Genomic DNA, 15,643 nt, shown 5'->3' with positions numbered 1-15,643 from the left:
CAGCAAGAGAGGGCAGCGGATCTGCTGTGCTTTTACTTGTCGCTTACGGCTTGTGGCTTGCACCTCGCCAGAGGTTATTCTGATGTTGAGCACCATTCTCCCCCTCCTGCTCTTCGCTGCCCTGGCCCTTGCGGTGCTGGGGGCTTTGCGGCGGGTCAAAATGTGGCGCAATGGTCGGGCTTCCAAGGTCGATCTGCTGGGCGGGCTGCTGGCCATGCCCAAGCGTTATATGGTCGATCTGCACCATGTCGTCGCTCGGGACAAATACATTGCCAACACCCACGTCGCTACGGCCGGTGGGGCGGTGGCGTCTATCGTGCTGGCGATTCTGGTGCATGGTTTCGGCTTGCATAACCGCTTCCTGGGTTATGCCTTGCTGCTGATGTCGGCAGTGATGTTCGTGGGGGCGGTGTTTGTCTATCGTCGCCGGCTGAATCCGCCAGCGCGTCTGTCCAAAGGGCCGTGGATGCGTCTGCCGAAAAGCCTGATGGCGTTTTCTGCCAGCTTCTTTCTGGTGACCTTGCCGGTTGCGGGCATTCTGCCCGAGAACTTCGGTGGTTGGTTGCTGGCCGTGATTCTGGGTGTGGGCGTGCTGTGGGGCGTCAGCGAGCTGTTTTTCGGCATGACCTGGGGCGGGCCGATGAAGCACGCCTTCGCCGGAGCCTTGCACCTGGCCTGGCACCGGCGTGCCGAGCGCTTTGGTGGTGGTCGCTCCACCGGCCTGAAGCCGCTGGACCTTGCTGACCCGAGCGCGCCTCTGGGTGTGGAAAAACCCAAGGACTTCACCTGGAACCAGTTGCTGGGTTTTGACGCCTGTGTGCAGTGCGGTAAATGCGAAGCGGCTTGTCCGGCGTTTGCTGCCGGGCAGCCCTTGAACCCCAAGAAGCTGATTCAGGACATGGTGGTTGGCTTGGCGGGCGGCACCGATGCCAGATTTGCAGGCAGCCCGTATCCATCCCTCGACGGCAAGGGCAAGCCCATCGGCGAACATGGCGGCAATCCGCATCAGCCTATCGTCAACGGGCTGGTGGATGCCGAGACGCTATGGTCCTGCACCACTTGTCGAGCGTGCGTGGAAGAGTGCCCGATGATGATCGAGCACGTGGATGCCATCGTCGACATGCGCCGTCACCTGACCCTGGAAAAAGGCGCGACCCCCAACAAGGGCGCCGAAGTGCTGGATAACCTGATCGCCACCGATAACCCCGGTGGGTTCGCTCCGGGCGGGCGGATGAACTGGGCGGCGGACCTGAACCTTGACCTGCTCAGCGAGAAGAAAACCACCGACGTGCTGTTCTGGGTCGGCGATGGCGCGTTCGATATGCGCAACCAGCGCACGCTGCGCGCCTTCGTCAAAGTCCTGAAAGCCGCGAAGGTCGACTTCGCCGTGCTGGGCCTTGAAGAACGCGACAGTGGCGATGTGGCCCGTCGTCTGGGCGATGAAGCGACTTTCCAGATGCTGGCCAAGCGCAATATCCAGACACTGGCCCGGTACAGCTTCAAACGCATCGTTACCTGCGACCCGCACAGCTTCCATGTGCTGAAAAACGAGTACGGCGCTTTTGGTGGCGACTACCTCGTGCAGCATCACAGCACTTACATGGCTGAGCTGCTTCAGGGCGGCGCCCTCAAGCTCGGTCAACACAAAGGCTCCAGCGTGACTTATCACGACCCGTGTTATCTGGGGCGCTATAACGGCGAGTACGAAGCGCCGCGTGAGGTGTTGCGCGCCTTGGGCATCGAGGTCAAGGAAATGCAGCGCTCCGGCTTCCGCTCCCGTTGCTGCGGTGGCGGTGGCGGCGCGCCAATTACCGACATTCCCGGCAAGCAGCGGATTCCCGACATGCGTATGGAAGATATCCGCGAAACCGGTGCCGAACTGGTGGCAGTAGGTTGCCCACAATGCACTGCGATGCTTGAAGGTGTGGTCGAGCCGCGTCCGTTGATCAAGGATATTGCCGAACTGGTGGCCGATGCCTTGATTGAAGAGCCGGTGGCCAGCAAGCCAGCGCCTGCCAGGCGTGAACCTGCGGAGGTGCATTGATGAGCGACATTATCCGCCGCGACCCGCGTGCAGAATGGATTGCCCGTAACCGTCTGCATCCCTTGCATGCGGCGATGCAGCCCGTACAAACGAGCTGGATGGGGCCCAACGGTCTGGTGCGCAAGAACGTGCATGGGCTGGGTTTTATCGGCCCCAACGGCATCAAGCGCATCGACCGCAGTGGCGCACAGCAGGGCGGTACGGCCAAGCGTTCGGCAGCCGTCGAAGTCAGCCTGCCGCTGCATCAAGTACTGGAGCCTGCTTTTTACATCACGGTTGTACCCGATATGGTCGGTGGCCGCCTGAGCAGTCACGATCGTGATCTATTGGGAATGGCTCACCAACTGGCAGGCGTCGATGGTGCTGTATTGGCGGTGGTGTTTGGTGAGCACAAGGAAAGCACTTTCGATACAGCAGGTATCGATCGCCTGTTGGTGCTCGATGGCGATGAATTCAGCGGTTATTCACCTGAGCAGCGCGTGCAAGGGCTGCGGGCTGTGGATAACCAGTTCAACCCTCGGCACTGGCTGCTGCCTGACAGCCGCAGCGGCGGCGGGGAGTTGGGACGGCGTTTTGCTGCCAGCCTGGGCGAGCGCCCGGCGACTCGCGTCTGGCAGGTCAAGGATGAGCAGTGCATCGGGCGTGCTGGCGCGGGGCGTGAAGATCTGGCCCGCCCGCTGGCCCGTCTGATTCTGGCGGCTGCCGAGTGCGCCGAACCGGTCAGTGAAACCCGACATGAAGCGCTGCCGGTGGAGTTATCCACACCTGTGGCCCGCAGTCTGGCACGCATTGAAGATCTCGGTGCTGTTGCGGTCGATCCGGCAGTTATCCCCATGGCCGAGGCTGAGTTCATCTTCTCGGGCGGCAATGGCGTCAAGGATTGGGACTTGTTCCATCGCACAGCGGCTGCCTTGGGTGCGACCGAGGGCGCATCCCGGGTAGCTGTGGACGACGGCTTCATGAGCCGGGATCGTCAGGTCGGTGCCAGCGGCACCTGGGTCACGGCACGGGTCTATGTGGCTGTGGGGATCTCGGGCGCGATCCAGCACCTGCAAGGCATCGGCGCCTGTGACAAGGTGATTGCGATCAACCTGGATGCCGGCTGCGACATGATCAAACGTGCCGATCTGTCGGTGATCGGTGAGAGCGCAGAACTCCTCAATGCCTTGATCGACGCGGTCGAGGCTTATCGCAATGAGGCAAAACGTGATGCGGCCTGAGCAAGCGAGTGCGTCTGTGGATAATTCTTCATTGAACAAGAGCGCATTGCAGGTCATGAGCCTGGTGTCCATCGGCTCCCATCCGGCTTCGGGACGCGCCCGCCGCGCCGAGCAGGATGCCCGCGCCGTGGAACTGGGTCTGCAACTGGCTGGGGATAACTTGCAGGTGTTGCATGCGGGCAATGCCCTGGAACCGGTATTGCGGGCCTATATGGGCATGGGGCTGGATGAGTTGCAGGTGCTGGAGCAGCCAGAAGGCGCGGATGCATTGCCTGCGCTGACCGATTACATCCGCGATTCGGCGGTACAGATTGTCCTCACCGGCAGCCAGGCGGAAACCGGTGAAGGTTCGGGCATGCTGCCGTTTCTGCTGGCGGAAAGGCTTGGCTGGCCGCTGGTGGTGGGGCTGGCTCAGGTTGAGTCGCTGGACAACGGCGTGGCCCTTGTTCTGCAAGCCTTGCCGCGAGGCCAGCGGCGACGCCTGAAGGTTCGCCTGCCGTTTCTGGCTACTGTGGATAACGCAGCGCCCAAGCCACGTCAGAGCGCGTATGGCCCGGCGCAGCGTGGAGCCCTGGGTGTGGAGGAGGTGGAAGTGGTTGTGGATGAGTTACTCACAGCTCATGCTCTGCAACCGGCTAAACCTCGCCCAAAACGCCTGAAAGTGATCAAGGCCAAGAGCGGCGCCGATCGGATGAAAGCCGCAACCGCCAAGGCCAGCGGCGGCACCGGGCAAGTCCTCAAGGGCGTCAGCCCGCAAGAGGGTGCCGCAGCGATCCTCAAGCTGTTGGTCGAAGAAGGCGTCATCCGATAAAAACCGTAGGAGCGAATTCATTCGCGAAATAGCACATTCGCGAATGAATTCACTCCTACGCGGTTATCCACCGCAGTTACACACATTCCCTGTGCGCCCACCTGTGGATAACGTGTTCGCGGGTTGCTGAACCCCATGTAAACCGTGCCTTACAGGCCTCTGGTTGAAAAATGATCAACCTAACTTGCGGTTTTTACTGACTTTTCCATGTGGATAAACAATCCACCGATCATCACGCACTCAATCAATTGCCCACAATCTCTGTTGGCCTCTCTGTGGACAAGTTGTTCGTGATCTCCTGAGAGCCATATAAAACGTGGCTTACAAGCTTTCGTATAAAAAATGATCAATTGATCGTCAATCGGCATAAAGCTCGCTTTGAAGCCTTGCTGCATCACGTCTTGAGCAGTTTTCCACAGTCCATAGCCTCCAGATCCGAAGTTGCCCCCAAAGTCTGTTGGCGCTTCTGTGGATAAGGTGTTCGTGTTCCTTTACAGCCCACTGAATACAAGGCTTTCAAAGGTTTGTTCAAAAAATGATCAGGTTGTCCCGTATTTGCAACAATTACTAAGTCACGGTTTTTTCTGGATTTTCGAGAGCCGGGAAGATGACTTTCCCACAATTGCTGTGGGTTGCTCTGTGGATAAGTTGTTCGCTGACCCCGGAAGAGGGCGGCAGAGCTGGCCTGCGAGGGAGTTGGATGTTTTTTGATCAACATCCAACTCCGTCAGGGTTACTCGTGGTTGACCGCTACGCCTTTGAGGTATGGCGCCGGTTCTGCACCGAGGTTCTCCAGGACGCGGGAGCTGTACCAGTCGATGAAGTTGACCACGCCGAACTCATAGGTCTTGGAGTACGGGCCTGGCTGGTAGGCGCTGGAGTTGATGCCGCGCTGGTTCTCTTCGGCCAGGCGACGGTCCTGATCGTTGGTGGCATCCCAGACCTGGCGCATGCGCTCCACGTCGTAATCGACGCCTTCCACGGCATCCTTGTGGACGATCCACTTGGTCGTGACCATGGTTTCCTGAGCGCTGATCGGCCATACCGTGAAGACGATGATGTGATCGCCCATGCAGTGGTTCCAGGAGTGCGGCAAGTGCAGGATGCGCATCGAGCCCAGATCCGGGTTCTGGATACGGCCCATGAGCTTCTTGCAGCCGACCTTGCCATCCATGGTCATGGACACGGTGCCCTTGAGCAGCGGCATGCGCACTATGCGGTTGCGCAGGCCAAAGCTGGCGTGTGCGTAGGGAATCTTCTCGGCGTCCCAGGCTGCGGCGGAGGCGGCCACATGGTCCTTGAAGGTCTGATCGGCACGCGGGTCGGTGACGTCGTCCCATTCCAGCAGGGTTTTCAACAGCTCCGGGTGTGAGCCGTTGCAGTGATAGCACTCGCGGTTGTTTTCGATCACCAGCTTCCAGTTGGCCTTTTCCATCAAGGTGGTCTGTACCGCCACCTTGGTGTTTTCCATGTCGTAGGGTTCCATGTAGTGCTTGAGCGTGGCGAGGAACTCATCGATGGCGGGTGGATTCTCCGCCAGGCTGATGAAGATATAGCCGCCTGCGGTCTTGACGTTCACGGGCTTGAGGCTGAAGTTCTTCATGTCGAAGTCGTCGCCCATCTCGGTACCCGCGTACAGCAGGCGTCCGTCCAGCTCGTACGTCCACTGGTGGTAAGGGCAGACCAGCTTGGCGACCTTGCCTTTCTCGCCGGTACACAGGCGTGAGCCGCGGTGACGGCAGACATTGTGGAATGCATTTACGCTGCCGTCCGGGGCGCGCACGACGAGGATCGGGTTCTTGCCGATCTGCAACGTCAGGTAGTTGCCCTTGGCCGGGATTTCGCACGTCATCCCCGCAATCAGCCATTCTTTGTGAAAGATTTCCTGCATGTCGATTTCAAACAGTCGGTCATCACTGTAGAAAGGCTGCGGCAGCGAATAGGTGCGTTCGCGATTCTGCAGCATCTCGGCAGTGGCCTTGCGTGCTGGTTCCAGTGGGTCGCCAAGGCTCAAGGTTGCGGTGATGTCCATTTTTCAAGTTCCCTCATGACCGCATCTATGGCGGCCTGCGAATGTGGCTAATACGGTTCTTTGCAGCACTGCACGCAAGACGATTCGGGATCGCTCATGCTTGTGAATTCTTTCGTGGCTGTTCCGGAGTGTGGAGCTGGGCGCGGACTGAACCTTATCCATGGGCGACATGGCCGAATCCGTTCCCGACTAGGGAAGCCACGGTCTATGGGGGCTGGTCGCCGTAAGTACGTGAATGTCGTTGATAGGTAAATGCGCCTCCTGCGCGTTACGCAGAATCCCCATCATAAAAGGCCGACAGTCGGTCGTGGAGATCAAGTATGTCCCAGAGCTTTCTCAACCCGGTAACCACCCAGACATGGGCCAATGGCCGCCATCTTGTGCGCGTCGTCAAGGTGATCCAGGAAACCTGGGATGTGCGGACCTTCTGCTTCATGGCCGACCAGCCGATCCTGTTCTTTTTCAAGCCGGGCCAGTTCGTTACCCTGGAGCTGGAAATCGATGGCCTGCCCATCATGCGCTCATACACCATTTCCAGCTCGCCGTCGGTGCCGTACAGTTTCTCCATCACCGTCAAGCGCGTGCCGGGCGGCAAGGTTTCCAATTACCTGCACGATACGCTGCATGAAGGCCAGGAGCTGGCGGTACACGGGCCGGTCGGGTTGTTCAATGCCATCGACTTCCCGAACCCGAAGATTCTCTACCTGAGCGGTGGCGTCGGCATCACCCCGGTCATGTCCATGGCCCGCTGGTTCTACGACACCAACGCCAATGTCGACATGGTGTTCGTACACAGCGCCCGCTCACCCAAGGACATCATCTATCACCGCGAGCTGGAACACATGGCTTCGCGGATCGATAACTTCAGCCTGCACCTGATCTGTGAGAAGCACGGCCTCGGCGAGCCATGGGCCGGTTATCGCGGTTACCTGAACCAGAGAATGCTGGAGCTGATGGCGCCGGACTACAAGGATCGCGAGGTGTTCTGTTGTGGGCCGACGCCGTACATGAGTGCGGTCAAGCGCATGTTGCAGGAAAGCGGCTTCAACATGGCGCAGTACCATGAAGAGTCGTTTGGCGCGACGCCACCGGAAGTCCGCGCCGAGGCCGTGGAACATGCCGAGATCGCTGCGGATGCGCCGGATATCGATCTGGCTGACCTGCATCAGGTTGAGTTCACCGACACCGGCAAGAGTATCCGCGTCGCGCCGGGCGAAACCGTCCATGCAGCGGCTTCCAAGCTGGGCCTGATGATTCCCAAGGCCTGCGGCATGGGCATCTGCGGAACCTGCAAGGTCATGAAACTCAGTGGCGAAGTAGAGATGGAGCACAATGGCGGGATTACCGACGAGGATGTCGAAGAAGGTTACATCCTGTCGTGCTGTAGCGTGCCCAAGGGGGATGTGCGGATCGAGTATTGATTCCACAGAGGGCGCATCGAGCATGCGCCCGGTTTCTTTCCTGCTTTAGCCGTGATTCTGTTTATAGGTCGCCAGTGCTGGCAGCAATTGCTGATCGATGGCCTGACGTACCGCTGGCAATATGGTTGCACTGCCGGTCAGCAATTGTTCGACCAGACGCCGCAAGGCTGTTGCGCGTTCATCGGTCAGGCCACACACCGCTTGCGTACAGGCCTGCTCGGCTGTTGCGCCACTGGGCATCTCAAACCCCAGTGCCCTGAGCTGGCTCAGCAAGTCTTCTTGATCAATCAAATCCGCATGCATCATGACGAGTGTTCCTTTGATCGGGTAAGGCCTCGATTCTGGTAGTGCGCTGCTGCCGCATCAACCCCGCTTGCAGTGAATGGCTCGATTACCTACGAGCATGTCGTTTTCAGTCAGGTTCTATCAGAGGAAAGTCGATCAATGGTCGGTTTTTTTCGTTTCACCTGTCATTTCTGACAGTACCCAACTTATCGCCTTGGGTATTCAATAATCCCCTGTTATTTCTGGCTAAAAAGGAGGGCTCGACTGGGTAATGACTCATCCAGTGAAGCACATGATTGATTGGCTAATGCTTGACGCTTTAAAGGCAGCACCTGTTTTCTCGAATGATGGTCTGAACAGGCCAAGGGATTGGTGGGTTAAATGCAAAGAAAAATATTTCCAGGCACGGTTTTTCCAAGCCAAAGAACAGAGTTTCCCTTTCCGCTATCACCTCCGCATGAGGCAAGACTTCTTGCCAGTATTCCTTTGAGTTTCGCACCCAAGGAGATAGATGTAAGCCCTGATGACACGATGCTTTTTGTCTCTCATGAAGACGGGAGTCGGGTCAGTTTTATCGATATTGACAGCCGTGAAGTTGTATCCAGCCTGCAGAGAGGCTGTGTGGGCGATGTGGCTGTCAGCCCGGATGGACGCAAGCTCTATGTGGCCGGGGAAGATGAATGCTCTGTCATTGATATCCAGCGCAACAAGCTCGTCGCTATCCTCGATTCGGAGGGGGTCGATAGAATTGCGGCCAGCCCGGACGGGAGTTTTATATGCTTGTCTTTCCGTTACGCGCCGGGCGGTCTTATCCGCATGGTGGATGCCGTTGATTACAATGCCGAGAGTAATTTTGACCTGGGCAGAATGTCGAATGCGGCTCTGGTCATGGCAGTCAGCCCGGATGGGCACTACATCTATGCTTCAGAACTTGCCGATGATCCCGACAGTGCCGTAGCGATGATTGATACACGGGATTATTCGCAAGTGGATATTCCAGGTTTCAGAAATCCCTGCTCCATGGCAGTCAGTTCGGATGGCAGACAGCTTTATGTCGGCGGTTTTGATGAGATGTTTGTGACGGACACGGCAACTCACAAGATCCTGTACACACTGGAGTTTGGTTCACGGGGTTACCCGGTCAATATCATCGGGGGAACAGCGGACGATAAGTATGTGTACGCCATTCATTCCTGTAATTTTGATTTGTATAGAGTCGATACGACGGAGAAAACAGCGACGCGCATCGACTTCTTTCACTCTGTAGGGGACGCTGTCTTGAACCGTCAGGGTAATCGTCTCTATACCACTCATCCTGACAGGAAGTGGATTTCCATTTATGCCTTGTAGTGTGGCAATGCTGGATCTTGTAAAGCGCAACTTACCGGAAGGGTGATTAAAGCCATTCACCCTTACCCTTGAAAGCACTGTCTTGTTCCCGCCCGAGTTTTGCTAAACTGCGCAGCCTTCCAGGAGCTGCCATGAATTACCGTCACGCCTTCCACGCTGGCAACCATGCCGATGTGTTCAAACACCTGACCCTGACTCGCTTGATCGCCCTCATGGCGCGCAAGGAGCAACCTTTCGCCTACCTCGACACCCACGCGGGGCTGGGGCTTTACGATCTCAAGGGCGATCAGGCCACCCGCACCGGTGAATGGCTGGAAGGTATCGGGCGCCTGTGGAACGCGCCGGACCTGCCTGCGCTGGCCGCCGATTACCTGCAAGTGCTGCACGACATGAACCCCGATGGCGAACTGCGCTATTACCCCGGATCACCGGAACTGGCCCGTCGCCTGACCCGTGAACGTGAGCGCGTGCTGCTCAACGAGAAGCACCCTCAGGACGGGCAGTTGCTCAAGGAAAACATGAAGGGTGATCGTCGGGTTGCCGTACATCTGGGTGAAGGCTGGCATGTTCCGCGAGCCTTGCTGCCGGTTGCCGAAAAGCGTGCGGTGATGCTGATTGACCCGCCTTTCGAGCAGCTTGATGAGATGAAACGCTGTGCGGTCGCCCTCAAGGAAGCCATCGGCCGCATGCGCCAGACTGTTGCTGCGATCTGGTATCCCGTCAAGGACCAGCGCCAGCTCAAGCGCTTCTACCAGGACCTGGCCGAAACCGGCGCGCCGAAGCTCCTGCGCGTCGAGCTGTATGTTCACCCACTGGACACCCCCGCAAGCCTAAACGGCTCAGGTCTCGCGATCGCCAACCCGCCTTGGGGGCTTGAAGAGGAACTGCGCGAACTGATGCCTTACCTGGCCGCGAAACTGGGACAGACCCAGGGTGGCTGGAAGATGGATTGGTTGATAGCGGAATAGGGGGGAGCTGCAAGCTGTAAGCCGCAAGCTTCAAGTTAAAAGCGCTTGCAGCTTGCAGCTTGCGGCTTTTAGCTTCCGGCTACGCCGGCAAACAGACGCCTGTCCCGCCCAGTCCGCAATAACCCTGTGGGTTCTTGGCCAGGTATTGCTGGTGGTACGCTTCGGCGTAGTAGAAGGTCGGAGCCTGGTCGATTTCGGTGGTGATCTCGCCCAGCCCGGCTTTGCTCAACTCGGCCTGGAAGGCTTTTTCGCTGGCTTTGGCTGCATCGAGCTGTTCTGGCTTGGTGCAGTAGATCACCGAACGGTACTGAGTGCCGATATCGTTGCCCTGACGCATGCCCTGGGTCGGGTTGTGCGCTTCCCAGAATATCTTGAGCAGCGATTCGTAGCTGATCTCCTCTGGCTCATACACCACCAGAACCACTTCGCTATGGCCGGTCAGGCCCGAGCAGACTTCTTCATAGGTAGGGTTTGGTGTCATGCCGCCTGCATAGCCCACAGCGGTGCTGACCACGCCAGGTTGTTGCCATAGGCGTCGTTCCGCGCCCCAGAAGCAACCCATGCCGAAGATCGCGAACTCAACCGTGCCCGAGAATGGCCCCAGCAATGGGTTGCCGTTGACGAAGTGCTGTTCCGGAACGGCGATAGGTGTTTCACGGCCTGGCAGTGCTTGCTGGGCGGTAGGGAGTACATTTTTGTTCACTAGAATTTCCGAGCGAAGAGTCATGAACCATATCCTCTCGATAAGTGAAAACAGATTAGAGGGATAAACAGTCCGACAGTGTGCCCGAGAGTCCGGTGTGCAGGGAAGGGGAGTCAGGCCGACGGTCGGCGCGGGTAGCGTTGCAGTTTTTCGATCAGTTCTTCGCCGGGGATCGGCTTGTCGAACAGATAGCCCTGGCCCACGTCGCAGCGATGGCGGCGCAGAAACTTCAATTGAGCCGCGGTTTCTATGCCTTCGGCCACGACTTTGAGCTTGAGGTTGTGGGCCATGGCGATCACCGCCGAGGTGATTTCCATGTCGTCCTCGTCATCCGGAATATCGCGGATGAAACTGCGGTCGATCTTGATCACATCGATGGGGAATTTCTTCAGGTAACTGAAGGACGAATAGCCTGTACCGAAGTCATCCATCGCCAGCGACAGGCCCAGTTTTTTCAGCGAGTCGAGTTGCTGGCGAGTGTCTTCGGTGGCTTCCAGCAGCAGGCCTTCGGTCAGTTCCAGTTCCAGCAGAGACGCATCGAGTGCTTCTTCTTCAAGAATCGAGGCGATGGAAGAGACCAGGTCCGGGTCGGAGAACTGCTTGGGCGAGACATTGATCGCCACCTGCAAGTTACCGAATCCGGCAGCAGTCAGCGCTTTGCTCATGCGGCAGGACTGACGTGCCACCCACTTGCCGATTGGAATGATCAGGCCGGTTTCTTCGGCAACGCTGATGAACTGGTCCGGCCGGATCATGCCTTTTTCCGGGTGGTTCCAGCGCAACAGGGCTTCCATGCCCAGCAGACGGCCGCTGCGCAGGCACAGTTTGGGCTGGTAGAAGACTTCGAGTTCATTCTGGGTCAGGGCTCGACGCAGGTTGTTCTCGACGAACAGTTTGTAACTGGCTTCGGCGTTGAGCGCTTCGGTGAAGACCTGAACCTGATGCTTGCCGTTGGCTTTGGCCTTGTGCAGCGCCAGACCGGCGTTTTTCATCAGGGTCTGCGGGTCCCGGCCATGCAGCGGCGCGCAGGCCAGGCCGACTGAACCGGTGACGCTGATGAGCTGGTTATCGACGAACATCGGTTTGTCCAGAGTCGCCAGCACCTGACTGGCAACGTTCTGCCCGGCTTCAAGCCCGCTCTGGTCGAGCAGCACGGCAAACTCGTTACTGGCAAACCGCGCCAGTATATCGGACGGGCTGAGGGTATTGCGCAGGCGGCGAGCCAGGCTGATCAGCAGCTTGTCGCCCGTCTGATGGCCCAGGCTGTCGTTGATTCGCTTGAAGTTGTCGATATCCACCAGCAACAGACTCATGGGCGTATCGCTGTCTCTGGCGAAGCGCTCATCCAGATTGCGGATGAAGGCTGGCCGGTTGCCCAGGTTAGTCAGGTTGTCGGTGTAAGCCAGGCGCTCGATGCGCTGCTGCGCGAGTTTGCTCTGGGTGATGTCTTCGTAAATGCCGATGTAGTGCGTCAACTCGCGGTTGTCGCCATAGACCTTGGAAATCGACAACTGGCCCCAGTAGGGTTCCAGGTTCTTGCGACGGCTCTTGAACTCGCCTTGCCAGCTGTTGCTTTTGGTCAGGCTGGAGTTGGCGTCGAGCAGCAATGCATTGAGGTTTTCCAGCGCCGGCAGTTCCGACAGCTTGTGGCCGTGAACTTCTTCGGAACTGTACTGGGTGATGGCCGTGAAGCTTGGGTTGACGTACTCGACCACGCCGTCGCAGTTGACCAGCAGGAAGGCGTTGGCGCTTTGCTCGACGGCACGCTGGAACAGGTACAGCGCATTGGTTGCGGCACGTCGGCTGTGGTTGTTGATGACTTGCGCGAACTGGTCGGCCAGCTCGCCGGCAAAGGTTATTTCGTCAGGTTGCCACTCTCGGGTCGAGCCGGTCTGCTCAAGGCACAGAACACCGACGACCTGGCCATCGATGCGGATACTGGCGTCCAGGATGGCATTGATGCCTTGTGGCAAGAGAGTGTCGGCGATCTCGCGAGTGCGTGGATCGTTCTGCACGTTGCTGACATCGATTGCCCGGCTGTTGTGCAAGGCGTCCAGATAATTGGGGTACTGACTGATATCAAGTGGTTTGCGCACCTGATAATCGCAGCTTTGCCGGTGATAGTCGGCAATCGACTCCATACGCTGCTCGTGGAGGCTCCAGATACCGACACGGTCGACATCGTAGATATCACAGGCGCTTTTGGTGATCAGTTCTGCGGCTTCAAGCACCGAGTTGGCAGTGTTGTAGCGATGGCGTGTCAGGCGCAGGATCAGCTCTTGCTGAGCGCGGACACGCTCCAGATGAGCGAGCTGGTCACGCTGCGCACGCTGATTGAGTTCCAGAGCAATCTGCAGGCGTGAGTTCTGGGTTTCCAGATCCGGGCCGAACGTCTGTTCACTTTCGGCAAGCAGCCCTTCGACGACCAGGAAATACCCGCGCAGCAGATGACGATTGTGTTGTTTGTAGGCTTCACCGATTTCCAGAAGACCCAGCGGGCCTTTGGGGGTGTGCAGCGTATAGCGGACCAGATAAAACGGAGCGGATGCCAGTTGTAGCTGGATCTCGTCATGCAGCTGATAGCGCGCCTCCGGCTCCATCAGGCTGGCGTAGGGCGAACCGATCAGGGCGCAGAGTTCCACGGCAGGCAGGCCGAACTGTTTTTCGCAGTTAGGATCGAGAAACAGCAGCGCCCAATTGGCTTCATTAAGCCGCTCGAAACGCAGCATGCCCAGGCGCGAAGGCACCGGCAATTGCGTTACTACCTCGGCTGCCGTTCTGCCGGCAGCATCGGTTTGGCTTTTCATGAACAAACTCGCTTCCGGAATACTGATCGCGTGAGGGCATTGGCCCTTGTCACTTTCGCGTACGGCAAGGTTGCATCATGCAGCGCGGGCTTACAAGAGAGCGCGGTGGCTTAGTGCTATAAAAGTGTCGGTCGGTTGACCTGGCTCGGTAATACAGGCGGTCAGTTCAGAAAACGGGGGCTTTGCCGAGGTATATAACCGGGACAACAGGCAAAAAAAGCCCCGCTTGAACAAACTGTTGAAGGCGGGGTGAGGTTCGAGCGTGGGCTCGCAAACAAGCAGCAAGGCCCGCCATGCGGCGGGCCTGCTCTGGCTTACAGCAGGATTGTGCGGATATCCGCCAGCAATTCGCTCAAGCGCTTGGTGAAGCGGGCAGCAGCTGCACCGTTGATCACGCGGTGATCGTAGGACAGCGACAGAGGCAGCATCAGTTTCGGCTGGAAGGCTTTACCGTCCCAGACTGGCTGGATGGTTGCCTTGGAAACGCCCAGGATCGCGACTTCCGGTGCATTGACGATCGGCGTGAAGCCGGTGCCGCCGATGTGGCCGAGGCTGGAGATCGTGAAGCATGCGCCTTGCATGTCGTTCGCGGTCAGCTTCTTGTTGCGTGCCTTTTCAGCCAGTGCGGCTGCTTCGGCTGCCAGTTGCAGCAGGTTTTTCTGGTCGACGTCGCGGATCACAGGGACCAGCAGGCCTTCCGGGGTGTCCACGGCGAAGCCGATGTGCACGTATTTCTTGCGGATGACCGCTTTGCCGCTTGGTGCCAGCGAGGCGTTGAAGTCTGGCAGTTCCTTGAGCAGGTGCGCGATGGACTTGAGCAGCAGTGGCAGAACGGTCAGCTTGACGCCAGCCTTCTCGGCAGCGGCTTTCTGCGCAACACGGAAAGCTTCCAGGTCGGTGATGTCGGCCTGGTCGAATTGCGTGACGTGCGGAATGTTCAGCCAGCTGCGATGCAGACCGCTCGCGCCCAGTTGCATCAGGCGGGTCATCGGCACTTCTTCGATTTCGCCGAAACGGCTGAAGTCGACTTCAGGAATCGGCTGGATGCCCGTGCCGCCGCTTACGCCGCCAGCAGGTGCTTCCTTGGCCTTCAGCAGTTGGGCCTTGACGTAAACCTGTACGTCTTCTTTCAGCACGCGGCCGTGTGGACCGGTTGCGCTGACAGCGCTCAGCTCGACGCCGAACTCGCGAGCCAGTTGGCGAACTGCCGGGCCTGCGTGAACCTTGGCACCGCTTTGAGCGGCTGCTGGAGCTGGAGCGGCTTCTGGCTTGGCAGCAGGCGCGGCAGCCGGAGCTGCTTCAGCCTTGGCCGGGGCCGCTGCCGGAGCGCTGGCAGCCGGAGCTGGTGCAGCGGCAGGCGCGGCGCCTGCGATTTTCAGTTTCAGGATCAGGTCGCCGGTGCCGACTTCCTGTTCCAGCTTGACTTCGACGCTCTCGACCACGCCAGCGGCAGGAGACGGGATCTCCATGCTTGCCTTGTCGGATTCCAGAGTGATCAGCGATTGGTCGGCCTGGATGCTGTCGCCTGGCTTGACCAGAACTTCGATGATCTTGGCCTTGCCCGACGAACCGATATCCGGAACGTGGATGTCCTGAACGGTGGCGCTGGCAGCTGGTGCTGGCGCAGGTGCAGCGGCTGGAGCTTCGGCCGGTTTCTCGGCGGCGGCAGGAGCCGGTGCAGGTTCGGCAGCAGCGGCCGGAGCAGCAGCTTCGCCTTCGACTTCCAGTTCAAACAGCTCGTCGCCTTCTTTCAGGCGGTCGCCCAGCTTGACCTTCAGAACCTTGATGACGCCGGCCTTGGGAGCAGGGATTTCCATGCTCGCCTTGTCGGATTCAAGGGTCAGGATACTTTGGTCGGCTTCGATGCGATCACCGACCTTGACCAGCAACTCAATGACTTCACCTTCACCGTTGCCGATGTCGGGTACGCGAATTAACTCACTCACAATGTTTCTCCTTCGCAGAACCTGTTCATTCTCGATTGCGCCGTATCCAGTTGCAA

Annotated in this window: 12 protein-coding genes; 6 read left to right on the top strand and 6 right to left on the bottom strand. The window is 58.4% G+C overall.

The genetic code is table 11. From position 1 onward, the window contains the following. The first annotated feature begins 82 nt into the window (after positions 1–82). From dgcB to etfB, 3 genes are read left to right on the top strand one after another with little or no spacing between them, the layout of a single operon-like run. A complete protein-coding gene (gene dgcB / locus ACODS3_RS07810) occupies positions 83–2,044 on the top strand; it encodes a dimethylglycine demethylation protein DgcB (protein ID WP_489033950.1) in 1,962 nt (653 codons plus the stop codon). Further along, entirely contained in the window at positions 2,044–3,264 is a 1,221-nt protein-coding gene (gene etfA / locus ACODS3_RS07805; RefSeq protein WP_489033949.1) for an electron transfer flavoprotein subunit alpha, read from the top strand. Before dgcB ends, etfA begins: the two co-directional genes overlap by 1 nt. Then, complete coding sequence (etfB, locus tag ACODS3_RS07800; RefSeq protein ID WP_489033948.1) at positions 3,254–4,075, top strand: electron transfer flavoprotein subunit beta; 822 nt, start codon at positions 3,254–3,256, stop codon at positions 4,073–4,075. Before etfA ends, etfB begins: the two co-directional genes overlap by 11 nt. A 394-nt stretch (positions 4,076–4,469) precedes the next feature. On the opposite strand, the gene ACODS3_RS07795 is transcribed toward etfB, so the two are convergent. Both ACODS3_RS07795 and gbcA read right to left on the bottom strand, forming a co-directional pair. Further along, positions 4,470–4,793 (bottom strand): hypothetical protein, encoded by a 324-nt coding sequence (locus ACODS3_RS07795; RefSeq protein ID WP_489033947.1) that lies wholly within the window; start codon positions 4,791–4,793, stop codon positions 4,470–4,472. 15 nt (positions 4,794–4,808) lie between these two features. Next, positions 4,809–6,107 (bottom strand): glycine-betaine demethylase subunit GbcA, encoded by a 1,299-nt coding sequence (gene gbcA, locus ACODS3_RS07790; protein ID WP_201018232.1) that lies wholly within the window; start codon positions 6,105–6,107, stop codon positions 4,809–4,811. A 320-nt stretch (positions 6,108–6,427) separates the two neighbouring features. On the opposite strand from gbcA, the gene gbcB reads away from it, so the two are divergent. Further along, the gene (gene gbcB, locus ACODS3_RS07785; RefSeq protein ID WP_201018231.1) at positions 6,428–7,528 is read left to right on the top strand and encodes a glycine-betaine demethylase subunit GbcB; all 1,101 of its coding nucleotides are present in this window, start codon (positions 6,428–6,430) and stop codon (positions 7,526–7,528) included. Positions 7,529–7,573: 45 nt separating this feature from the next. On the opposite strand, the gene ACODS3_RS07780 is transcribed toward gbcB, so the two are convergent. Beyond that, positions 7,574–7,834 (bottom strand): hypothetical protein, encoded by a 261-nt coding sequence (locus ACODS3_RS07780; protein ID WP_095067247.1) that lies wholly within the window; start codon positions 7,832–7,834, stop codon positions 7,574–7,576. 360 nt (positions 7,835–8,194) lie between these two features. On the opposite strand from ACODS3_RS07780, the gene ACODS3_RS07775 reads away from it, so the two are divergent. Together ACODS3_RS07775 and ACODS3_RS07770 are read left to right on the top strand one after the other, a co-directional pair. Then, positions 8,195–9,163 (top strand): WD40 repeat domain-containing protein, encoded by a 969-nt coding sequence (locus ACODS3_RS07775; protein WP_236250193.1) that lies wholly within the window; start codon positions 8,195–8,197, stop codon positions 9,161–9,163. Positions 9,164–9,294: 131 nt separating this feature from the next. Beyond that, a complete protein-coding gene (locus ACODS3_RS07770; protein WP_201018230.1) occupies positions 9,295–10,131 on the top strand; it encodes a 23S rRNA (adenine(2030)-N(6))-methyltransferase RlmJ in 837 nt (278 codons plus the stop codon). 79 nt (positions 10,132–10,210) lie between these two features. Here ACODS3_RS07770 and msrA read toward each other — a convergent pair whose 3' ends face one another. The 3 genes from msrA to aceF all read right to left on the bottom strand — a co-directional run bounded on the left by msrA (position 10,211) and on the right by aceF (position 15,587). Beyond that, on the bottom strand, positions 10,211–10,858 hold the full coding sequence (msrA, locus tag ACODS3_RS07765; RefSeq protein WP_304574803.1) for a peptide-methionine (S)-S-oxide reductase MsrA: 648 nt from the start codon (positions 10,856–10,858) through the stop codon (positions 10,211–10,213). An 89-nt stretch (positions 10,859–10,947) separates the two neighbouring features. Then, positions 10,948–13,641 carry a sensor domain-containing phosphodiesterase gene (locus ACODS3_RS07760; protein ID WP_201001700.1) on the bottom strand — a complete coding sequence of 898 codons (2,694 nt, stop codon included), beginning with the start codon at positions 13,639–13,641 and terminating at the stop codon, positions 10,948–10,950. Positions 13,642–13,955: 314 nt separating this feature from the next. Beyond that, positions 13,956–15,587, bottom strand: a complete 1,632-nt coding sequence (gene aceF, locus ACODS3_RS07755; protein ID WP_201018228.1) for a dihydrolipoyllysine-residue acetyltransferase — start codon at positions 15,585–15,587, stop codon at positions 13,956–13,958. Positions 15,588–15,643 lie beyond the last annotated feature (56 nt).

Source organism: Pseudomonas sp. FG43 (assembly GCF_057809175.1).
Note: the sequence above shows the minus strand (reverse complement) of the source record. Positions and strands in the feature narration are given on the sequence as shown.